The following is a 20,037-nucleotide window of genomic DNA, read 5'->3' as shown; positions in this document are numbered from 1 at the left end:
GCGAGCGTTAGCGTGGGACACGAGACCTCCGAGCATTCGGGCGTGGCGTCAGCACCCACACCTTCGCTCGGAGGTCTCCTCGTTGGATCAGGCCTCGGCGCCGTCAACAACGCTCATGGGCAGTACATCTAGGCCCCGCTGCGCCGACCTCCCGGCCCGGCTACGCCGACCGCGAACCGGCTGGACGCCGGGGGAGCGGGTGCAGTGGGCTGCCCGCATGCGACTGCTCGTCCTCGGCGGCACCCACTTCCTCGGCCGGCACGTGGCCACGGCCGGGCTCGACCGCGGTCACGACGTGGCCACCCTCACCCGCGGGGTGTCCGGGGAGCCACCCGACGGTGTCCGCGCCCTGCACGGCGACCGTGACGACCCCGCCGCGCTGCCGGCCGCGCTCGACGGGTGGTCGCCCGACCTCGTCGTCGACACCTCATGCCAGACCCGCGCGGCGGCCCGCCACGCCACCGCGCTGAGCGGCATCCGCGGCTACGCGTTCGTCAGCAGCCTCAACGCCTACGCGACCTGGCCGCCCGGCCCGGTCGGCCGCGAGGACGACGAGCCGACCTGGGACACCGACGACGACGAGTACGGGCCGGTCAAGGCCGAGGCCGAGCGGGTGCTCGAGGCGGCGTACCCCGGCCGGTTCCTCACGGCACGGGCCGGGCTGATCCTCGGCCCGCACGACCGGATCGACCGGCTGGGCTGGTGGCTGCGGCGCATCGCGCGCGGCGGGCGGGTCGTCGTCCCGGACGCGCTCGACCAGCCGATCGCCGCCGTCGACGCGCGCGACCTGGCCGGCTGGCTGGTCGCCATGGCGGAGCAGGGGGCGGCCGGCGCGGTCAACGCCACCGGCCCGGCCGGGATGACCACGCTCGGCGGGCTGCTGGCCCTGTGCCGGGAGGTGACCGGCGCGGACGCCGACTGGGTGGTCGTCCCGGAGGCCGAGCTGCTCGCCGCAGGGGTGGAGCCGTGGGTGCACCTGCCGCTGTGGCTGCCCGCCGACACCGCCCGCACCGCCTGGCAGGTCGACACCACCCGGGCCCGCCAGCTCGGGCTGCCCAGCCGGCCGCTGCGGGAGACCGTGGCCGACACGTGGGCCTGGCTGCAGAGCGCCGGGCAGCCCCCGCCGCCGCCACGGGGGTTGCCGCGTCCGGGGCTGCCCGCCGACCTGGAGGCGGCCCTGCTCGCCGGCCGCTGAGACGCCGAGAGGCCCCGCCCGGCAGTGCCGGGCGGGGCCCCTGGAGGGGGTCCTTTCTCTCAGTCGCGCGGGGCGCTGGGCCGGCCGGCCCGCAGCTCCCGGTCGAGGTCCGCGGCGTCGGCGGCGTCCGCCGGCAGTGCGATCTCGTCGTGCACGTGCACCGCCTCCGCGGCCAGCGCGTCGGCCGACTCCAGCGCGCGGTCCTTGCGGTACTCGCGGAAGGAGTGGACGACCGCCGCGGCCCAGATCGCGTAGAGCACGGCGTAGACCGCGTAGCGGGCCGGGTCGGAGGCGTCGATCCAGTCGCTGCGCAGCAGCGTCCGGGTGTTGGTGATCACGATGATGCCGCCGACCAGCGAGCCGAGCATCCGCGGCGGCACGTGCCGCACCAGCCACGCGGCGATCGGGGCGGCGACCAGGCCACCGCCGAGCAGTCCCAGCACCCACAGCAGGTTGATGCCCTGGGAGCCGAGGGCGAACAGGAAGCCGAGGCTGGCGGCCAGGGCGACGAGGAACTCGGAGGTGTCGATCGAGCCGATCACCTTGCGCGGCTCCATGCGGCCGCTGGCCAGGATGGCGGGGGTACCGACCGGGCCCCAGCCGCCGCCACCGGTGGCGTCGACGAAGCCGGCGACCAGGCCCAGCGGGCCGAGGAAGCGCTTGCGCATCGGCTTGCCGAGGTGGCGGCGGTCGACGCCGCGCAGCGTGAAGCGCACCAGCAGGTACACGCCGAGCGAGAGCAGGATCAGCGACATCACCGGGGCGGCGACCTCGGTGGACAGGCTGGACAGCACGGTGGCGCCGAGGAAGGCGCCGATGGCGCCGGGGACGCCGATCTTGGCGACGACCTTCCAGTCGACGTTGCCGAACTTCCAGTGCGCGAGACCGGACGCGAGCGTCGTCCCGATCTCGGCGAGGTGGATGGTGGCCGACGCGGTGGCCGGGTTGGTGCCGATGGCGAGCAGCAGGGTGGTGGACGTGACGCCGTAGGCCATGCCCAGGCTGCCGTCCACGAGCTGCGCACCGAGGCCCACGAGGGCCAGCAGGACGAGTGTCTTCACGAGGGGGCTCCGGATCCGGGGAGGTCCGCGGGCGCGCAGCAGGGCGCGACACGGCGCGGGACGAGCGTGGAGGGGGTGCGCGGGAGCGCGGGGGTCAGCAGCCCGGACAGCGAGCGGTGCAGACACGCAGCAGGTCGACGTGGATCCGCCCCACCAGGAGCACCGTCGTCGCCGCCACGAGTGTTATGTCTACCAGATCGGTCGGGATATGCCGAATGCCGTTCCCACCGTGCGGGATCAGCTCCGCAGGACGTCGGCGCGGACCGTCGCCAGGGACACCGCGGCGCCCAGGACGTACAGGGCGGCGCACACGAGCATCGCGGTGCGGTAGCCGGCGGCGAACACCTCCGGACGGGCGTAGTCGGCCCCGGCGAGGCCCACGGCGACCGGGAGCGTCGCGACCGCGAGCAGCTGCGCGGCCCGCGCCACGGCGTTGTTCACGCCACTGGCGACCCCGGCCAGCGCGTCGGGCGCCGCGGCGAGCACCGTGGCGGTCAGCGGCGCCACCGTCGTGGCCATGCCCAGCCCCTGCAGCAGCGACCCGGGCAGCACCGCGGTCAGGTAGGACGACCCGGCGTCCACCCCGGCCAGCCACGCCGTCCCCGCCGCGGTGAGCAGGGGGCCGACGGTCATGGGCAGCCGCGGGCCGACACGCACGGCCAGGGACCCCGCCGCCGGAGACAGCAGGGTGATGAGGGCGATGGAGGGCAGCACGGCCGCGCCGGCCGCGGCGGCGTCGTAGCCGAGCACGATCTGCAGGTGCAGGACGAGGAACAGCGACGAGCCGCCCAGGCCCGCGTAGACGGCGAACGTGGCGAGGTTGGCCCCGGTGAACTGCCGTTCGGCGAACAGCGACGGGGGCAGCAGCGGGTTCTGCGCCCGCCGCTCCCGGACGACGAACCCCGCGCCCGAGGCCACCCCGAGGACGCCGGCGACGGCCACGTCCGCGCGCCCCGGGTCCTCCCCGGCCGCGATCAGCGCGTGGGTGACCGCGCCCAGGGCCAGCGCGCCGAGGACCGCCCCGGGGACGTCGAAGCGGCCGTGGCGGGTCCGGTCGCGGCTCTCCGGCACGTGCCGCCCCGCGACGACGAGCACCACCGCGGCGACCGGGACGTTGAGCAGGAACACCAGCCGCCAGCTGCCCGCGTCGACCAGCAGGCCGCCCAGGAACGGGCCGAGCAGCCCGGCGATGCCGGCGAAGGCCGACCACAGGCCGATCGCGCGTGCCCGGTCCTCGGCGCGGAACGAGGACTGGAGCAGCGCGAGGCTGCCCGGCGTCAGCAGCGCGCCGCCCACGCCCTGGACCACCCGGGCGGCGACCAGCTGTCCGGGGGAGGCGGCGATGCCGCACACCAGCGACGCGGCGGCGAACCAGGCCACGCCGAGCAGGAACACCCGGCGGCGGCCGTAGCGGTCCCCGAGCGCCCCGCCGAGCAGCACCAGCGACGCGAGGGCCAGCGTGTAGCCGGTCACCGTCCACTGCAGCTCCGCCAGCGAGGCGTCCAGCTCCCGGCCGATCGTCGGCAGGGCGACGGTGACCGCGGTGGTGTCGAGGAAGGCCATCCCCGAGGCGAGGACGGTGGCCAGCAGCAGCCACCGCCCGCGCGCCGTCCCCAGCTCGACCGGTGGCGCCTGCGTGCCCCCGGTCACGGGCCGCTCAGCCGATGAGGTTGTGGGTGAGGAAGTAGGCCAGCGCCGCGACCGCACCGGCTGCCGGAAGGGTGACCACCCACGCCATCACGATGCTGCCGGCGACGCCCCAGCGCACGGCCGACAGCCGCCGGGTGGCGCCCACGCCCATGATCGACGTGGTGGTGATGTGCGTCGTGGAGACCGGCACCGCGAACACCGTCGCGGTGGTCACCATGACACTGGAGGCCACCGTCTGCGCGGAGAAGCCACCGGCCGGGGTCAGCTGGATGATCCGCCGTCCGAGCGTGCGCATGATGCGGAACCCGCCGGCGTAGGTGCCCGCGCTGATCGCCAGTGCGGCGGAGATGACCACCCACAGGGGGACGTCGAAGGTGTCGATCTCCCCGGCGGTGAACAGCGCGAGCGTGATGATGCCCATGGTCTTCTGGGCGTCCTGGAGGCCGTGGCCGAGGGCCATGGTGGCCGAGCTGACGATCTGCGCGTAGCGGAAGCCCCGGTTGGCCCGGCTCACGTTGGAGCTCCGGAAGGCCCAGAGGATGACCAGCATGAACAGGTAGCCCAGCCCGAAACCGACCAGCGGTGAGACGACCATCGGGATGACGACCTTGTCGAGCACCCCCATCCACTTCACGGTGTGCGCGGCGGCCAGCGCGGCGCCGACCAGGCCTCCGATCAGGGCGTGCGAGGACGACGACGGCAGGCCGAACCACCAGGTGATGAGGTTCCACACGATCGCGCCGATGAGGGCCGCGAACACGATCTTCAGCCCGTCGGAGCCCTCGGGCGGTTCGATGATCCCCTCGCCGACGGTCTTGGCCACCTCGGTGGACAGCATCGCGCCGACCAGGTTCATCACCGCGGCCAGGGCCAGGGCGACCCGAGGGGTGAGCGCCTTGGTGGAGACCGCGACGGCGATGGCGTTGGCCGCGTCGTGGAAGCCGTTGGTGTAGTCGAAGGCCAACGCCACCAGGACGATCAGGACCAGCGCGACGAAGGCCGCGTCCATACGGGGTCAGGACTCCTTGACGGTGATCGTCTCGACGACGTTCGCCACGTGCTCGAAGGCGTCCGCGGCCTCCTCCAGCTGGTCGGCCACCTCCTTGAGCTTGAGGATCTCCAGCGCGTCGAACTCGCCGCTGTAGAGGCGCGACAGCAGCCGCCGGTACAGCTTGTCCGCCTCGTTCTCGATGCGGTTGACCTCGATCCAGTAGTCGGAGAGGTCCTTCATCGTCCGCAGCCGGGGCATCGCCTCGGCGGTCGTCTGGGCGGCCCGCTGCAGCAGGGCGGCCTGCTGGCTCATCTCGGCCGGGAGCGTGCCCAGGCCGGTGAGGATCACCAGGTCGGCGGCGGCCTCCACGAAGTCCATGACGTCGTCGAGGTCGCTGGCGAGGTTGTAGATGTCCTCGCGGTCGAACGGCGTGACGAAGCTGGAGTTGAGCTGGCGGAAGATCGCGTGGGTGGACTGGTCACCCGTGTGCTCGAGCTCGCGCAGCTTGTCGGCCAGCTCGCCGCGGCGGGCGTGGTCGTGGATGAACTCGCCGAGGACGGCGGTGGCCGCCACCAGGTTCTCCGCGGACGCGGTGAACAGCGGGTAGAAGCTCGAGTCCTTGGGGGTCAGGCTGAAGGGCACGACGTAGGGCTCCCGATCGACTGAGGGGGACCGCTGGCCCGCCTGCCTGGCGGTCGCACGGCCGTCGGGAGCATAGGTGCCCGTTCACGAGCACTTCACCCGGACGTCACCCGGACGCTGCGTCGGCTTCCTCACTCCCCAGCGCGGCGACGAGGTCGGCGCGGGCCCGGGCGACCCGGGAACGGATGGTGCCGACCGGGCAGCCGGCGACCTCCGCGGCCTCGGCGTAGGGGAGGCCCAGCAGCTGGGTGAGCACGAACGCCTCCCGGCGGTCGGGGGCCAGCCGCGCCAGCAGGTCGTGGACCACGGCACCCTCGCCCACCCGGTCGGCAGCCTCGGTGGTGTCCAGGGCCTCCAGGTCGGCGTCCTCCCGGACCAGGGTGAGCCGGCGGCGCCGGCGGGAGCGCACCGCGTCGGCGCAGACGCGCCGGGAGATGGACAGCAGCCAGGTGCGCAGGGACGAGCGGCCCTCGAAGCGGTGCAGGGCGCCGAAGGCCCGGAGGTAGGTCTCCTGGGTCAGGTCGTCGGCGGACTGCCGGTCGCCCAGTGCCGCGCACAGGCGCCAGACGTCGGACTGGGTGGCGCGCACCAGCGCCGCCGCGGCCAACGGGTCGCCGTCGACCGCGGCGACCGCCAGCCGGTCCAGTTCGTCCACGCCTGTCATCCTCCCCGGAGCCGCCGTCCGGGCCGATCCCGAAAGTGGGGGGAACCAACCGCGCCTGCGCGACGACTAACCCATCATGCAGTGCACCCCCTACCGCGAGGCGCTCTCCGCCCGGCTGGACGGCGAGTCGCCCGGCGTGCCCGCCGCGGAGCTCGACGAGCACCTCGCCGGATGCGCCGGCTGCGCCCGGTGGGCCCGGCAGGCCGAGCAGGTCACCCGGCGCGCCCGCCTGGCGCCCGCGCCGCCGGTGCCCGACCTCACCGCCGCCGTCCTCGCGGCGCTGCCCCGCGAGCTGCCCGGCACCGCGGCGGCGGCCCGGGCGCGGCTGACCACCAGCGCGCTGCGCCTGGCGCTGCTGGCCGTGGGCGTCGCGCAGGCCGCGATCGCCTGGCCGGCCCTCGCCTCCGGCGCCGCGGCGATGAGCGCACCGGTGCACATGGCGCACGAGACCGGCGCCTGGAACCTCGGCATCGCCGCGGCACTCCTCGCCGTCGCCGCCGCCCCCCGGCTGGCCACCGGTGCCCTGCCGTTCCTCGGCACCTTCGCCGCGCTGCTCGCCGCCCTCACCGTCTCCGACCTGCGGGCCGGCCACGTGCACGCCGACCGCGCCGTCGTCCACGCGCTGGTGCTCCTCGGGGTCGCCCTGGTCGGTGCCGTCGCGTGGCGCGGGCGGCGCCGCCGCGCCGTGCCGGCGGTCGCCCGCGAGCGGGTGCCCGCGTGAACGCGCTCCCGACGGCCCGCCGCGCCCCGGCCGGGCTGCTGCTCCTCCTGGCGCTGGTCGCGGCCTGGCTCGGCGCCGGGGTGGTCACCGCCCCGCCCGCCGCCGCGCACGCGGAGCTGGTCAGCACCGACCCGGGCGAGGGCGCGCGGCTCGAGCAGGCCCCCGGCGAGGTGACGCTCACCTTCACCGAGGGCGTGTCCATCGGCGCCGGGTACGCCCGCGTGCTCGACGCGGCGGGGGAGCGGGCCGACGCCGGCGCCGCGACCGTCCAGGGCGACACCGTGGTCGTCCCCCTGCGCAGCGGCCTGGCCGACGACGGCTACCTGGTCACCTACCGGGTGGTCTCCGCGGACTCGCACCCGATCTCCGGGGCCTTCTCCTTCGTCGTGGGGGACGGCGAGCTGCTCGCGGCCGGCGCCGCCGCCGAGGGGCCCGGCACCGACGCGGTCGTCGCCGTCCTGCTGCCCCTGGCCCGCTGGCTGGGCTACGCCGGCCTGGCCCTCGGCATCGGCGTGCCCGTCCTGCTGCTGGCCGGCTGGCCCGCGGGTTGGGCGTCGCCGCGGCTGCGCGCGCTGGTCACCAGGGGCCTGGTCGCGGTCGCGGTGGGAGCGGTCCTGGGCTTCCTGCTGCAGGGGCCCTACTCGGCCGGCAGCGACGTGCGCTCGGTGGCCGACCCGGCGCTGCTGGGCGCCACGCTGCAGTCGGTCAACGGCATCACCCTGCTGGTGCGGGCCGTGCTCGCCGTCGCGCTGCTCGCCCTGCTGCGGCCGGTGTGGCGCCGCGGGGCCGCGCCGGCGCCGGCGCTGGCGGCCGGCGGCGGAGCGCTGGCGACCGCCCTGGTGCTGGCCACCGCGGCCGTCGGGCACCCGATGGCCGGCGCCTGGCCGGTCTTGGCCGTCGCCGCGGCCGCCGTGCACGTCGCGGCGATGGCGGTGTGGCTCGGCGGCCTGGTCGGCCTGCTCGCCGGCGTCCTCCGCGAGGACGCCCCGGCGGCCGACCTCGCCACCGCGCTGCCCCCCTTCTCCCGGCTCGCCGCGGGCTCGGTGACCGCGCTCGTGGTCACCGGGGTGGTCCAGAGCGTGCGCGAGGTCGGCTCGCCCGTCGCCCTGGTGACGACGACCTACGGCTGGGTGCTGCTGGCCAAGCTGGCCCTGGTGCTGCTCCTGCTCGCCGCCGCCGGCATCTCGCGGGTGTGGGTGCAGCAGCACCTCGGGATCTCCCGGCCGCGTCCCGCGGGACGGCGCCGGGTGACCGCGCACGCCTTCGCCGCCGGGGAGGACACCGCCGCCCACCCGGACACCGCCGCCCACCCGGCCGTCGAGTCGGCGGCCGGTGCCCGCGCCGAGGTGCAGGCCCGTGCCGCGGCCGCCGAGCGGTCGTCGCTGCGCCGCACGGTGCTGGTCGAGCTGGTCATCGCCCTGGTCGTCCTCGGCCTGTCGTCGGTGCTGGTCGCCACCCCGCCGGCGCGCGCCGAGGTCAGCCGCCCGGTGGACGTGACCCTGCCGTTGGAGACCGCGGCCGGCACCGACGGGAGCGTGCAGGTGTCGGTCGACCCGGCCGCGGCTGGTCCCAACACGCTGCACGTCTACTACTTCGACGACACCGGCCGGCTGGCCCAGCCGGTCGACATCCGGGTGACGCTCACCGAGCCGGCCCAGGAGATCGGCCCGATCGACGTCGACCTCGCACCCGCCGGCCCCGGCCACTACGTCGGCGACGGGATGACCATCCCCGGCGCCGGCACCTGGACCCTCGCGGCGACGATCCGCGTCGACGAGTTCACCGCCAGCACGGCGAGCACGACCCTCGCCGTCCGCTGACCCCGCACGACCCACACCCGACAGGAGAACCGTGTCCACACCCCTGCCCCGCCCGCTCGCGCGCCTCGGCGTCGTCGTCCTGGCGGTGCTCGTCGCCCTGGCCGCTGCCGTCGCCGGAGCCGGCGCCGCCTCGGCCCACGTCGGCGTCTCGTCCACCGACGCCGCTCCGGGCGGCTTCGGCAAGCTGGTCTTCCGAGTGCCCAACGAGAGCGACACCGCCAGCACCGTGGCGCTGCGCATCTCCATCCCGGAGGAGGCGGCGATGGCCTCGCTCCGGACCCAGCCCCTGCCGGGCTGGACGGTCACCCTCACCCGGTCGGACCTCGAGACGCCGCTGGACAACCACGGCGAGCAGGTGACCTCGTACGTGTCGGTCGTGGAGTTCCGCGCCGAGGACGGCGGCGGCATCCGGCCGGGCGAGTTCCAGGAGTTCGCCCTGTCCGGCGGGCCGTTCCCCGAGGCCGACGCGATCAGCTTCCCGGCGGTGCAGACCTACAGCGACGGCACCGAGTCGGCCTGGATCGAGCCGACCGTCGACGGCCAGCCCGAGCCCGACCGTCCCGCGCCGGTGCTGACGCTGGCCGCGTCGTCCACCGGCGGGGACGGCGCCTCGGCCGGGGGTGGCACGACCGGCCAGACCGCCACCGACACCGCCGCCTCGACCGAGGCCGCCGGGGACGAGGGCTCCGCCACGGGCACCGTCGCGCTGGTCCTCTCCGTCGTGGCCCTGCTGCTGGGGCTCGGCGGCGTCGCCCTCGGGTGGCGCGCCGGGCGTCGTACCGTGTCCTCGTGAGCCCGCACCGCCGCAGCCGTCTGGTCGCCCTGGTCGCCTCGGCCGGGATCCTGCTGGCCGGCTGCGGCGGTGGCGCGGCCGCCGAGGAGGGCGGCGAACACGAGCACTCCGGCGGCGCCGCCGTCGTCGAGGGCCCCGACGACCGCTACGCCGGCGTCGACCTGCCCGACCCCTACCAGCGGCCGTCGTTCACCCTCACCGACACCAGCGGGGCGGCCTACGACTTCGCCGCCACCACCGCCGGCACGCCGACCCTGCTGTTCTTCGGCTACACCAACTGCCCCGACATCTGCCCGACGACGATGGCCGACGTCGCCGTCGCGCTGCGCAACGTGGACCCGGCGCTGGCCGGGCAGGTGCAGGTGGTCTTCGTCACCACCGACCCGGCGTTCGACACCCCGGAGGTCCTGGGGGAGTACCTGGGCCGCTTCGACGCCGACCTGCCCAACCGCTTCATCGGCCTGACCGGCGACCAGGCCGCGATCGACCAGGCCCAGCTGGCCGCCGGCGTGCCGCTGGCGGAGGACTCCGGCCGGCTGCACTCCTCACTGCTGCTGCTGTACGGGGCCGACGACCTCGCGCACGTCGCGTTCAACGGCGGCAACACCAGCCGGGACATCGCCGGCGACCTCGCCCTGGTGGCCGGGGCGTGACCCGGCGGCTGCCGGCCCGCCTCCTCGTCGTCCTCCTCGGGGTGCTGGCCACCCTGCTCGTCGCCGGTCCGGCCACGGCCCACGTGGGCGGCGGCGCCGCGGGCAGTGACTTCGACGGCCGCGTCCTGGCCGTCGAGCCGTCGATGCCCGGCGTCACCGTGCGGGTGCTCTCCTTCGGCGACGAGTTCGAGGTGGTCAACGGCACCGCCGTCGACGTCGAGGTGCCCGGTTACTCCGACGAGCCCTACCTGCGGATCGGTCCCGACGGCGTGTGGCGCAACGCCCACAGCCCGGCCACCTACATCAACCTGGACCGCTACGGGCGGACGACGCTGCCGGCCGACGCCGACCCGGCCGCCGAGCCCGAGTGGGTGCAGGTCTCGACCGAGGCCGAGTACGTCTGGCACGACCACCGCACCCACTGGATGAGCGAGGACCTGCTGCCGCCGGCCGTGGCGGCCGACCCGACCCGCGAGCACGTGGTGTCGGAGTGGGTCGTGCCGATGGCCTACGACGGCAGCGAGGTGCAGGTGCGCGGCGAGCTCACCTGGAGCCCGCCGCCCTCGCCGTGGGTGGTGTGGCCCCTGTACGCGGTCCTGGCGCTGGCCGCCGTCGCCGCCGGTCTGCTCGCCCGCGGCCCGCGCCCGCTGGGTGCGCTGCTGCTGCTGGGGGGCGCCGCCGCGCTGTGGCACGCGCTGGCCACCCCGGAGCCACCGGCCAGCGTCTCCTCGCACGCCGGCGCGATCGCCTCGGCCCTCCTCCCGGGCCTGACCGCCGCCGGGGTCGCCGTCCTCGGGTTCGTCGTGTCCCGGCGCGGCCGCGGCGCGATGACCGGCCTGCTCGCCGTCGTCCTGGGCTGGCTGTTGCTGGTGCAGGGGTTGCCCGACGTCGACGTCCTGTGGACCGCGCACGTGCTGTCGGCCGGCCCGTCGCTGCCCGCTCGCGCCGCCGTGGCGGTGCTGGTCGCGGTCGGCGCCGGGTGCGTCCTCGGCGGGGTCGCCGCCGTCCGCCGGTTCCGGGAGCACGGGGGGCCCCACCGGAGCCGGCACTCCGCCGGCGAGCCGCTGCCGGTCGGCTGAGCCGGCAGCGGCTGCGGGGTCGCGCCTCGGCTCCTGGCCCCGTCCCCTGGAGGGGTTCTTCTACAGGTCGCCGGGCACCGACTGCAGGTGGGCCCGGGCGGAGAACAGCTCGTTGGCCCGTTCCAGGTCCGCCTCGAAGTCGACCTCGACGGCGGAGAACCGCGAGATGTCCAGCGGCGTGAACCGCAGCCCCTCGTCGCGGATCGCCGTCTCGATGCCGCGCTCGAAGTAGTCCTGGGCGGCGCAGGTGCTCAGGTGCTCGACGAGGACGGGCTTGTCCGCCGAGGACACGTAGTTGATGCCCACCGCCTCGCCCAGGCCACCGACGACGGTCTTGGAGAGCTCGGCGATGCAGCCGTCGGCGTCGAGGGTGTACTTGACCTCCTCGTCGGCGACGCTGGAGGTGTCGACGCAGACGAAGCTCTCGTCGGCCCGCAGCGCCGGCAGGGCCGCCTCCAGCACCGCGGGGTCGAACACGACGTCCCCGTTGAGCCACAGCACGCCGCCGTCGCGGGTGGCGCGCATCGCGCGCAGCAGGCTCTGCGAGGTGTTGGTGACGGCGAAGTCGGGGTTGTAGGCGAACCGCACGTCCGGCGCCGCCTCCATGACCCGCTTGGCCTTGAACCCCACGACGACGGTGACGTCGACCGACGGGCCGAGGACGGCGCGCAGGCCGTCGAGCTGCCGGCGCAGGATGCTGCGCCCGTCGTGCAGCGGGGTCAGCGGCTTGGGCCAGGGCCGGCCGAGCCGGGTCCCCATGCCGGCGGCCAGGATCACGACCTGGACCGGCGCGGGCACCGGCTCGGCAGCCGGGGCGGTCCCCGTCGTGGGAGCCGGCAGCGGAGGCACCGTGCCGGTCAGGCCCAGGTGCGCGGTCGTGGCACGGTCAGCGAGCACTGTCGTCCCCTCCTCGGGTCGTGGTGGTGGTCCCGGCGGACGCCGCCGGTGGGAAGAGCAGGTCGAGGACGCGCTCGGTGGCGTGGCCGTCCTCCAGGTGGCAGAAGGTCTCGCGGAAGCGGGCGTAGCGCTCCGCGTGGGTGGCGGCGACCGCGTCGAGGTCGGCGATCGCCTCGATCAGCTCCTCGCTGGTCGACAGCAGCGGCCCGGGGGCGACGTCCTCCAGGTCGAAGTAGAACCCGCGCAGCTCGTCGCGGAAGTACGCCAGGTCGTAGGTGAAGAACAGCATCGGTTTGCCGGTGATCGCGAAGTCGAACATCGTCGACGAGTAGTCGGTGACCATGGCGTCGGCGGCCAGGTAGAGGTCCCGGATGTCGGGGTGACTGCAGACGTCGCGCACCGGGGAGCCGTCGACGACCTCCAGCCGGTCCATCACCATGTTGTGCAGCCGCAGCAGCAGGACGTGGTCACCTCCGAGCCGGGCGGTGAACTCGTCGAGGTCCACGGGGAACTCGAAGTCCTGCGGGCCGGTCTTGTTGAACACCAGGTCGTCGCGCCACGTCGGGGTGTAGAGCACGACCTTCTGGTCGTCGGAGACGCCGAGGTCGGCCCGGACGGCGGCCCGGACCTCCGCGGCCCGCGGGCTGCTCAGCAGGTCGTTGCGCGGGTACCCGGTCTCGTGGAGGGCGCCGGTGTAGCCGAACGCACCGCGCAGCCGCGGGGTGCTCGCGGCGTTGGGCGACAGCAGCAGGTCCCACCGGGCGATGTCGTGCTCCAGGTAGGCCAGCCGGCCCTCCGGCGCCCAGCGGACGTCGTTGTGGATGCGCTTGAGCGGCGTGCCGTGCCAGGTCTGCAGGTAGGTCGTCCCCGGCCGCTTCTCCCAGTCCAGCGGGATGTGGTCGTTGGAGACGACCAGGTCGGCCCCCTCCAGCGCGGCGATCGACTCCGGGCTGCCGAAGGTCACCGTGGCGACGTCGTCGGGGAAGGTGGCCTGCGTGTGCGGCGCGGACAGCCACGTGTGCGTGGCGTCGACGCCGCGGGCCTGCAGCGCCTCGTAGAGGGCCCGCGGGCTGTCGGAGAAGTGGCCGCGGAAGGCCACGTACACGATGTTCACTTCGCCCCTCCCGTGGAGAGCAGGTCGCCGGCGGCCCGGCGGGTGAGGACGGGGAGCAGCAGGTCGGCCAGCTGCGACCAGGAGTCGACGAGGACGAGGACGCCGGCGTCGGTGAGCGCGGCCGCGCGCGCGGGCCGCTCGGCCTCGGCCACGAAGAGCAGGTTGCCGACGGTGGGGCAGCCGGCCCGCACCGCGGAGAGGGCACCGGGCACGGAGTCCTCGACGGCCAGCCCCGCCTCGGGCGCGATGCCGAGCTGCTCGCAGGCGTGCAGGTAGACGGCGGGGTCGGGCTTGCTGGTGGGCACCGGCAGCGAGTCCTCCGCGCTGAACCGCACGGCCGGGGGGATGAGCCCGGCCAGTCCGGTCGCGGTGAAGCAGGCGTCGAGCCGGGTGAGCGCGCTGGAGCTCACGGCGGCCAGGCGCAGGTGTGCCGACAGGGCGGTCAGCGCGTCGGTGGTCGGCCCGTGCGGGGTGAGGGTGGCGCCCAGGTGGGCGGTGACCGCGCGCTTCTCCTCGGCGACCCACGGCTCGACGTCGACGTCGGACTGCCCGGCCTCGGCGGCCAGCCGGCGCGACGTCGTGCGGAAGTTCATCCCGGTGGTCGCCAGCCGGAGCTCCTCGGCGGTGAAGCGCAGGTCGACGCCGAGATCGGCGAGGAAGCGGTTGGTGACCTCGGCGGAGGCGACGAAGGCCGGTTCCTCGGAGGGGAACAGGTTGCCGTCGGCGTCGCAGAGCAGGGCCTCGAGGCGCCCGACGAGCGTCTCGGGGAGGGCGGGCATCGGGGGAGTTCCTCCGGGGGTCATCGGGGCAGGGACAGCGGACGGGCGGGGCCGGTGGCGAGGGTCTCGGCGACCGTCCGGTGCACGCCGTCGCGGTCGATCCGCTCGAGCACGGCGCGGAGGTCCTCGGCAAAGCCGGGGACCTCCCCGAGGTCGCCGAACACGGGCCGGACGCCGAGCAGCGGGCGCGGGTCGGTGCCGCCGGCGAGGGCGAGCGCCCGGAGCTCCTCGGCGCGGGGGTCCTCCATCGGCAACGGCCGACCCGCGGGATCGGTGCCGCGCAGGTACCAGCACCAGCCGGCGACGGCCAGGGTGAGCAGCCGGCTGGGCCGCCCCTCCGCCAGGGCCTGGCGCAGCGAGGGCAGCAGGTGGTGCGGCAGCTTGGTCGACCCGCGCCGGCACAGCCGCGGCAGCCCGTCGGCGATCGCCGGGTTGGCGAAGCGCTGCAGCAGGGTGCGCTTGTACTGGGCCAGGTCGACGCCGTCGGGCCGGGGCAGCAGAGGGGTGACCTCGTCGTCCATCAGCCGGGTGACGTACTCGGTGAAGACCGGGTCGGTCATCACCTCGTCCATGCGGCCGAACCCGGTCAGTGAGCCCAGGTACCCGAGCGCGGAGTGGCTGGCGTTGAGCAGCCGCGTCTTGATCAGCTCGTGGTCGCCGACGTCCGCGACGTACCGGACGCCGACCTCCTCCAGCGGTGGACGGCCGTTGCTGAAGGTGTCCTCGATGACCCACTGCGAGAACGGCTCGGTGATGACCGGCCACCGGTCGTCCACGCCGTACCGCTCGGCGACGGCGGCCCGCTCATCGGGGGAGGTCTGCGGCGTGATCCGGTCGACCATGCTGCTGGGGAAGGCGACCCGGTCGGTGATCCAGCGGGCCAGCACCTCGTCCCGGAGGCGGGCCAGCCCGACGACCGCGCGCCGGGTGGCGTCGCCGTTGCGGTGGATGTTGTCGCAGGAGACGACGGTGAACGGGGCCAGGCCCGCCCGCCGGCGCCGGTCCAGCGCCTCGACCAGGTAGCCGAACACCGTCGTCGGGGCGTGCGGGCCGGCGAGGTCGCGCCGGACGTCGGCGTCGTCGGGGTCGAACTCGCCGGTGTGCGGGTCCAGCCGGTAGCCGGCGCCGGTGATCGTGAGGGTGACCATGCGGGTGCGCGGGTCGGTCAGGCGGTCCAGCACGGCCCCGGGGGCGTCGGGGGCGAACAGGTAGTCGACCATCACGCCCACCACGCGGGCCCGCTCACCGTCGGGGCTGCGCTCGACGACGGTGTACAGGTGGTCCTGCGGGGCCAGCGCCTCCTGCATGGTGCGGTGCCGCAGCCCGACGCCGACGACGCCCCACTCCCGGGAGATCCGGCGCTCGGCCAGCTCGTCGAAGTAGAGCAGCTGGTGGGCGCGGGAGAAGCCGCCGACGCTCAGGTGCACCACAGCGGGCGTCAGGGCCGTGCGGTCGTAGGTGGGCACGGTGAGGCGGGCGCCGTGGCTGCGCAGGGTCTCCTGGCTCAGCGGGCGGACCAGGGGCCGCACGGGGGTCGGCGTCTGGGCGACGGTCGGCGTGTCCGGTGCGGGGAGTACTCGTGATGCCGGGAAGCGCTCCGGACTCGCCATGCGGCATCGGCCCTCTCTCGTGCGTGTGGTGCGGTCGCCCCCTCGCAGCGGTCCCGTTGGGTCGTGCCTCACCGCCGGTCAGCGGGGGCAACGGGTGGTGCAGCGTTGATCATGACTACACGGCGGAACGCGTGCTGGCCACTCGGGTGCGGGGCGACGGGTGTCGCGGGCGTCCGAGCGCGGATGGTTTCACGCCGGAAACGTCCAGTGGCCCGAATCCGGCTCCGCGAAACATGCGCGGTCGTCCACCCGTGCGACACGTGGGGTGTGTGGGACGTGACACAGCGGCGTGTCGCACGCGACGCGCCGAGCGCAGGGTCACGAACAGATCACAGAGTGTTTGGATGGGTGCAACCCCATCGGGCCCGGCGACGGGCTTCTTCCCCACGAGGCGGGTACGTACATGGCCGCACGGCGTCGCTCCGCGAGCACCGCGGAGTTCCCGGTCCCCGGCTCCCGCCGGGCTGCCCGCACCCCGGCCGGGTCCGCCCGCCGCCCGGTGCCGGGCCCGCGTCGCGCGCCGCTGCTGCTGGCCGCGCTGGTCGCCGGAGGGGTCGTCGCCGGTGTCACCGGGGTGACCGGTGCACCCGACGCCGCGGCTGAGGCGACCTCGGTGCTGTCGGCCCAGACGGACCTGCTCACCACCGAGGAGGACGTCGAGCTGCTGCCGCAGGCGTCCATCTCCGTGGCCGAGGCCCGGGCCCGGCTGGACGAGGTGGCCGCCTCGCGGGCCGCGCGCGCCGAGGCCGAGGCCGCCGCGGCGGAGGCGGCCCGGGAGGCGGCCCGCCCGAAGGCCGTGCTGCCGGTCTCCGGCGCTCGCTTCACCAGTGGCTACGGCGGCCGCTGGGGCACCTTCCACTACGGCATCGACCTGGCCGCCCCGATGCGCACCCCGGAGTACGCGGCGATGGACGGCGTCGTCCTGCGCGCCGGCTCGGCCAGCGGCTTCGGCCTGGCGGTCTACATCCTCCACGAGAACGGCGACGTGACCGTCTACGGCCACATGGACAAGATCCTCGTCGAGCCGGGCCAGTACGTGGAGGCCGGCGAGACGATCGCTCTGCTCGGCAACCGCGGCCAGTCCACCGGCCCCCACCTGCACTTCGAGGTGCACGAGGGCGGCATCAACGGCGAGCGCATCAACCCGGTGCCGTGGCTGGCCGAGCGCGGCGTCGAGATCTGACGCTCGTGGTGGGATGCGGCCGTGGGTTCCGCGGTCGAGGACGCCAACCGGCGGTTGCTGCGCGCACGTGACGCGATGGACCGCGCCTACGCCGAGCCGCTCGACGTCCCGACGCTGGCCCGCATCGCCCACGTCTCCGAGGCGCACTTCATCCGCACCTTCCGGGTCACCTTCGGCGAGACGCCCAACCGGTACCTGCAGCGGCGCCGGGTGGAGCGCGCGATGTCCCTGCTGCGCTCCACCGACCGCAGCGTGACCGACATCTGCATGGACGTCGGGTTCGCGAGCCTCGGCACGTTCAGCCGGGTGTTCCGGGACGTCGTCGGGGAGCCGCCGAGCGTCTACCGCCGGCGCGGGCCGCTGCCGCCGGTGCCGACCTGCTTCGCGATGGCGTGGGCCAGACCGAGCAGTTTCGGAGAAGCGCCGGGGGAGTGAGGGTCCCTAGCGTCGTCCCCATGCTGACCGCGATCACCATCACCCAGATCTACGTCCCCGACCAGGACGCCGCGCTCGACTTCTACGTCGGCAAGCTCGGCTTCGAGGTGCAGTCCGACATGGACTTCGGCCCCATGCGCTGGCTCACCGTCAACCTCCCGGGCCAGCCCGACCGCGCCGTCCTGCTCGAGAAGCCCGGCGCGCCGTCGCTCAGCGAGGAGACCGCCGGCCAGGTGCGGGCGCTCATCGCCAAGGGGGCGGCCGGCGGGCACCTCTTCTTCGCCTGCGACGACGCCTACAAAACCCACGCCGAGCTCAAGGCCCGGGGCGTGGAGATCACCGAGGAACCGGTCGACCAGCCCTACGGCATCGACTTCGGCCTCCGCGACCCCTTCGGCAACCACATCCGGATCGCCCAGATGAAGCAGGGCTGACCACTCCTCCCGGCGGCGCCCCGCCGCACCGACCCCCCTGCGCCGGCACCCCGTCAGGGCCCTGTACAGTTGCTCCCGGCTCGGACACACCAGACCGGGTCGGCAAGGGGCTGTGGCGCAGCTGGTAGCGCACCACACTGGCAGTGTGGGGGTCAGGGGTTCGAGTCCCCTCAGCTCCACCCCGATGACCAGGCCGCTCTCCCTCGGGAGGGCGGCCTGAGTCGTCTCTGGTTGCAGTTGGCCCACCCTCACCGGCAGCAGCAGGGCGCTCATCCGGTCGGCGGCTTCGCGCGCCAGGGCCGGCATCACATGGCTGTAGATGTCCGTCGTCGTGCGCATCTGGCTGTGGCCGAGCAGTTCCATGACCACCCGCGGGTGACGTTCTCGCTCAGCAGCAGCGTGCAGGTGGACGTGCCGGACGCCTGCTGCTCGCAACAGCCGCACTCACTCGTCGTAGTCGGTCTTCTTGTCGATCGGGCGGCCGTTGGGCTGGGCGAAGACGAGGTCCTCGTCGTGCCACTCGGAGCCGGCCAGCATGCGTTCCCCGTTCTGGACGGCCTTGTGCCGGTGCAGCTCGGCCACGAGGGGCACCGGCAGCGCGAGCGTGCGCTGGCTGCGGCGGGTCTTGGGCTCCTCGTAGATCAACCCGCCTCCGCGCACGCGGTGGATGCTCCGCCGGACCGTCAGCGTGCCGGTGAGCAGGTCGACGTCCTTGCGCTGCAGCGCCAGCGCCTCGGACTGCCGGAGGCCGAGGGCGACGGTCCAGCGCGCGGAGTTGCGGACGTGTGCCGCTGCTGCGAGGACGGCGCGGGCCTCGCCGAGGTGTAGGGCGGTGGCCAGGTCACTGGGGCGCTGGGCGGGTGGGTCGACGAGCACGGCGACGTTGCGGGTGACGTGGCTGCGCGGGACGGCGACCGTGGGGCCCGGGACAGGCTCCGATGGTGGCGGAGCACCGATGCGGGGGAGTAGCCCGCGTCGAGCAGGGCCGGAGTGGGCGCCTGCAGCAACTGTCAAGGTGAACTGTATAGCTCTTGGGCGAATTCAACACCCCCCTCGAAGTATCTCCCCGTTACCGCGCGAGTGACCTTTAGGAGCGCCATGTTCCCCTCGTCGGTGATTACACAAAGCGAGTCACCCTCACTCAAGTCCTTCGCGAAGACCTCATCGATCCCGTCAGTGTCGGAATCTTCGGATTGCTTGCACTTTTGCGTCGTTCCTTGAAACAGCAAGTAAAGACGGGCAGGTTTTACAGGCTCCACACGTCCGAAATTGCCAAATGACAGATCCGATCCCGCGGGAGGATTCCATGGGTCCCCGTCTAGTTGAGCGCCGGTGTCCAGGTCAGCGTATCGCTGATATTCGACCTCCACTTCGACCGTGGTTGTAGAGATCAGCTGCTCGGTAACGTCAGTTGGAAGCGTCGAGCCTGTGGTCGCGGAAGCAGAGGGAGGTGTGGTTGATGGAATCGCATCGATGTCTGCCGTCGATGAAGTAGACGCCGATGGGCCGCCATTAGACGACCCTGCCGATCCAGTATTGTGCAACTGTAAAAGAGCTACGACCGCGCTGAGTACGCCTGCTATACCGCCAATCGCAGTCCACACGAGGCCCGATTTCCACCACCTTTGGGGTGCGGTGCGCCGGTTATGATAGTCCTGATATTCAGGCGATGAGCCCATGCTCGGGTCTGCTCCTTCGGCGGCGGATTGAGCTGGCATTCGAGCTGCAGTGGCCGACAAGTAAGAAGATGGACGGGGGGGTGATGGAGCTTACCCGTACTGACGCTTCGTGGTGCTTTACGGCACAATGGTCCCGTGACGGCTTGAGCGCGAAGCTCGAACGCCGAGTGATGGACGAGGTCTAACGTCGCTGCATATCTCGGCGTCCGGGTCAGCACGGTGAGCGCCTACCGGATGCGCGGGCAGATGCCCGAGCTGGATGCGACGGTGGGGCGGACGCATGTGTGTCGACCTGCGTGGGTGATCGCGTGGCACGGGCCGGTCCACGTCCCGGCGTGGGTGGCCGGTCGCCCGGTCCAGCTCGGTCGACGTCCTGAGTCAGGCGGCTGGCGCGTGCGCCGAGGTGCTCCACTCCGGCGCGAGCCGAATGCAGCTCGCTGTCTCGCCAGGCGTGTCCGCTGCGTACGTAGTCGCGGATGCGGCCTTCGTAGGTGAACCCGAAGCCCTCGACTAGGTGTAGTGCCCAGCACGGTTGCTGACGGCGACCCGGGTGATCGGGGGTTGTCCGCCGAGTGCGGTGTGGCTGCGGTGATGGTTGTAGGTGTGCAGCCAGTCGGGCAAGGCTGCGGCTCGCTCG

The 20,037-nt window shown here is 73.9% G+C and carries 19 protein-coding genes, 1 tRNA gene and 1 pseudogene; 10 read left to right on the top strand and 11 right to left on the bottom strand.

What is annotated here, in order from left to right:
• Positions 1 to 217: 217 nt before the first annotated feature.
• Complete coding sequence (locus ACI78Q_RS22320) at positions 218 to 1,195, top strand: NAD-dependent epimerase/dehydratase family protein (RefSeq protein ID WP_456925656.1); 978 nt, start codon at positions 218 to 220, stop codon at positions 1,193 to 1,195.
• 59 nt (positions 1,196 to 1,254) lie between these two features.
• On the opposite strand, the gene ACI78Q_RS22315 is transcribed toward ACI78Q_RS22320, so the two are convergent.
• From ACI78Q_RS22315 to ACI78Q_RS22295, 5 genes are all read right to left on the bottom strand, one after another.
• Positions 1,255 to 2,256, bottom strand: a complete 1,002-nt coding sequence (locus tag ACI78Q_RS22315; RefSeq protein ID WP_456925655.1) for a sulfite exporter TauE/SafE family protein — start codon at positions 2,254 to 2,256, stop codon at positions 1,255 to 1,257.
• Positions 2,257 to 2,493: 237 nt separating this feature from the next.
• Positions 2,494 to 3,906, bottom strand: a complete 1,413-nt coding sequence (locus tag ACI78Q_RS22310; protein ID WP_456925654.1) for an MFS transporter — start codon at positions 3,904 to 3,906, stop codon at positions 2,494 to 2,496.
• A gap of 7 nt (positions 3,907 to 3,913) precedes the next feature.
• On the bottom strand, positions 3,914 to 4,915 hold the full coding sequence (locus ACI78Q_RS22305) for an anion permease (RefSeq protein WP_456925653.1): 1,002 nt from the start codon (positions 4,913 to 4,915) through the stop codon (positions 3,914 to 3,916).
• Positions 4,916 to 4,921: 6 nt separating this feature from the next.
• Positions 4,922 to 5,539 carry a DUF47 domain-containing protein gene (locus tag ACI78Q_RS22300; RefSeq protein ID WP_456925652.1) on the bottom strand — a complete coding sequence of 206 codons (618 nt, stop codon included), beginning with the start codon at positions 5,537 to 5,539 and terminating at the stop codon, positions 4,922 to 4,924.
• Between the two features lie 106 nt (positions 5,540 to 5,645).
• Positions 5,646 to 6,203, bottom strand: a complete 558-nt coding sequence (locus ACI78Q_RS22295) for a sigma-70 family RNA polymerase sigma factor (RefSeq protein ID WP_456925651.1) — start codon at positions 6,201 to 6,203, stop codon at positions 5,646 to 5,648.
• A gap of 76 nt (positions 6,204 to 6,279) precedes the next feature.
• Here ACI78Q_RS22295 and ACI78Q_RS22290 point away from each other — a divergent pair, with 76 nt between their 5' ends.
• From ACI78Q_RS22290 to ACI78Q_RS22270, 5 genes are read left to right on the top strand one after another with little or no spacing between them, the layout of a single operon-like run.
• A complete protein-coding gene (locus tag ACI78Q_RS22290) occupies positions 6,280 to 6,924 on the top strand; it encodes a zf-HC2 domain-containing protein (protein ID WP_456925650.1) in 645 nt (214 codons plus the stop codon).
• Complete coding sequence (locus ACI78Q_RS22285) at positions 6,921 to 8,744, top strand: copper resistance CopC/CopD family protein (RefSeq protein ID WP_456925649.1); 1,824 nt, start codon at positions 6,921 to 6,923, stop codon at positions 8,742 to 8,744. Before ACI78Q_RS22290 ends, ACI78Q_RS22285 begins: the two co-directional genes overlap by 4 nt.
• 31 nt (positions 8,745 to 8,775) lie before the next feature.
• Positions 8,776 to 9,537, top strand: coding sequence for a YcnI family protein (locus tag ACI78Q_RS22280; protein WP_456925648.1), 762 nt, complete (start codon positions 8,776 to 8,778; stop codon positions 9,535 to 9,537).
• Complete coding sequence (locus ACI78Q_RS22275; RefSeq protein ID WP_456925647.1) at positions 9,534 to 10,190, top strand: SCO family protein; 657 nt, start codon at positions 9,534 to 9,536, stop codon at positions 10,188 to 10,190. Before ACI78Q_RS22280 ends, ACI78Q_RS22275 begins: the two co-directional genes overlap by 4 nt.
• Positions 10,187 to 11,269: a hypothetical protein gene (locus tag ACI78Q_RS22270; RefSeq protein WP_456925646.1), complete on the top strand. Its 1,083-nt coding sequence runs from the start codon at positions 10,187 to 10,189 to the stop codon at positions 11,267 to 11,269. Before ACI78Q_RS22275 ends, ACI78Q_RS22270 begins: the two co-directional genes overlap by 4 nt.
• A 60-nt stretch (positions 11,270 to 11,329) precedes the next feature.
• On the opposite strand, the gene ACI78Q_RS22265 is transcribed toward ACI78Q_RS22270, so the two are convergent.
• The 4 genes from ACI78Q_RS22265 to ACI78Q_RS22250 are packed head-to-tail and all read right to left on the bottom strand — an operon-like array spanning position 11,330 to position 15,588.
• Positions 11,330 to 12,166 carry a phosphocholine cytidylyltransferase family protein gene (locus tag ACI78Q_RS22265; protein ID WP_456925645.1) on the bottom strand — a complete coding sequence of 279 codons (837 nt, stop codon included), beginning with the start codon at positions 12,164 to 12,166 and terminating at the stop codon, positions 11,330 to 11,332.
• Positions 12,156 to 13,280, bottom strand: coding sequence for a CDP-glycerol glycerophosphotransferase family protein (locus ACI78Q_RS22260; protein WP_456925644.1), 1,125 nt, complete (start codon positions 13,278 to 13,280; stop codon positions 12,156 to 12,158). Before ACI78Q_RS22260 ends, ACI78Q_RS22265 begins: the two co-directional genes overlap by 11 nt.
• Complete coding sequence (locus tag ACI78Q_RS22255) at positions 13,277 to 14,059, bottom strand: HAD family hydrolase (protein ID WP_456925643.1); 783 nt, start codon at positions 14,057 to 14,059, stop codon at positions 13,277 to 13,279. The genes ACI78Q_RS22260 and ACI78Q_RS22255 overlap by 4 nt, the downstream gene beginning before the upstream one ends.
• A gap of 20 nt (positions 14,060 to 14,079) precedes the next feature.
• Entirely contained in the window at positions 14,080 to 15,588 is a 1,509-nt protein-coding gene (locus ACI78Q_RS22250; RefSeq protein WP_456925642.1) for a mannitol dehydrogenase family protein, read from the bottom strand.
• A gap of 484 nt (positions 15,589 to 16,072) precedes the next feature.
• Here ACI78Q_RS22250 and ACI78Q_RS22245 point away from each other — a divergent pair, with 484 nt between their 5' ends.
• The 4 genes from ACI78Q_RS22245 (at position 16,073) to ACI78Q_RS22230 (ending at position 17,900) form a co-directional block, all read left to right on the top strand.
• The gene (locus tag ACI78Q_RS22245; protein WP_456925641.1) at positions 16,073 to 16,852 is read left to right on the top strand and encodes a peptidoglycan DD-metalloendopeptidase family protein; all 780 of its coding nucleotides are present in this window, start codon (positions 16,073 to 16,075) and stop codon (positions 16,850 to 16,852) included.
• A gap of 21 nt (positions 16,853 to 16,873) precedes the next feature.
• Entirely contained in the window at positions 16,874 to 17,287 is a 414-nt protein-coding gene (locus tag ACI78Q_RS22240) for a helix-turn-helix domain-containing protein (RefSeq protein ID WP_456925640.1), read from the top strand.
• A gap of 20 nt (positions 17,288 to 17,307) precedes the next feature.
• On the top strand, positions 17,308 to 17,721 hold the full coding sequence (locus tag ACI78Q_RS22235) for a VOC family protein (protein WP_456925639.1): 414 nt from the start codon (positions 17,308 to 17,310) through the stop codon (positions 17,719 to 17,721).
• A 106-nt stretch (positions 17,722 to 17,827) separates the two neighbouring features.
• Positions 17,828 to 17,900, top strand: a tRNA-Ala gene (locus tag ACI78Q_RS22230).
• Positions 17,901 to 18,165: 265 nt separating this feature from the next.
• On the opposite strand, the gene ACI78Q_RS22225 is transcribed toward ACI78Q_RS22230, so the two are convergent.
• Positions 18,166 to 18,597, bottom strand: coding sequence for a hypothetical protein (locus ACI78Q_RS22225; protein WP_456925638.1), 432 nt, complete (start codon positions 18,595 to 18,597; stop codon positions 18,166 to 18,168).
• A gap of 1,313 nt (positions 18,598 to 19,910) precedes the next feature.
• Positions 19,911 to 20,037: pseudogene (locus tag ACI78Q_RS22220) on the bottom strand (IS481 family transposase); the annotation flags it as partial.

The organism is Geodermatophilus sp. SYSU D00705 (genome assembly GCF_054050135.1).
This window is presented reverse-complemented; position numbering and strand designations above follow the sequence as displayed.

What these genes read in the sequence shown, in the direction of transcription:
- ACI78Q_RS22245 (WP_456925641.1), top strand. Translation starts at nt 16,073, where the DNA reads ATGGCCGCACGGCGTCGCTCCGCGAGCACCGCGGAGTTCCCGGTCCCC.
- ACI78Q_RS22295 (WP_456925651.1), bottom strand. Translation starts at nt 6,203, where the DNA reads ATGACAGGCGTGGACGAACTGGACCGGCTGGCGGTCGCCGCGGTCGAC.
- ACI78Q_RS22305 (WP_456925653.1), bottom strand. Translation starts at nt 4,915, where the DNA reads ATGGACGCGGCCTTCGTCGCGCTGGTCCTGATCGTCCTGGTGGCGTTG.
- ACI78Q_RS22320 (WP_456925656.1), top strand. Translation starts at nt 218, where the DNA reads ATGCGACTGCTCGTCCTCGGCGGCACCCACTTCCTCGGCCGGCACGTG.
- ACI78Q_RS22255 (WP_456925643.1), bottom strand. Translation starts at nt 14,059, where the DNA reads ATGCCCGCCCTCCCCGAGACGCTCGTCGGGCGCCTCGAGGCCCTGCTC.
- ACI78Q_RS22290 (WP_456925650.1), top strand. Translation starts at nt 6,280, where the DNA reads ATGCAGTGCACCCCCTACCGCGAGGCGCTCTCCGCCCGGCTGGACGGC.
- ACI78Q_RS22235 (WP_456925639.1), top strand. Translation starts at nt 17,308, where the DNA reads ATGCTGACCGCGATCACCATCACCCAGATCTACGTCCCCGACCAGGAC.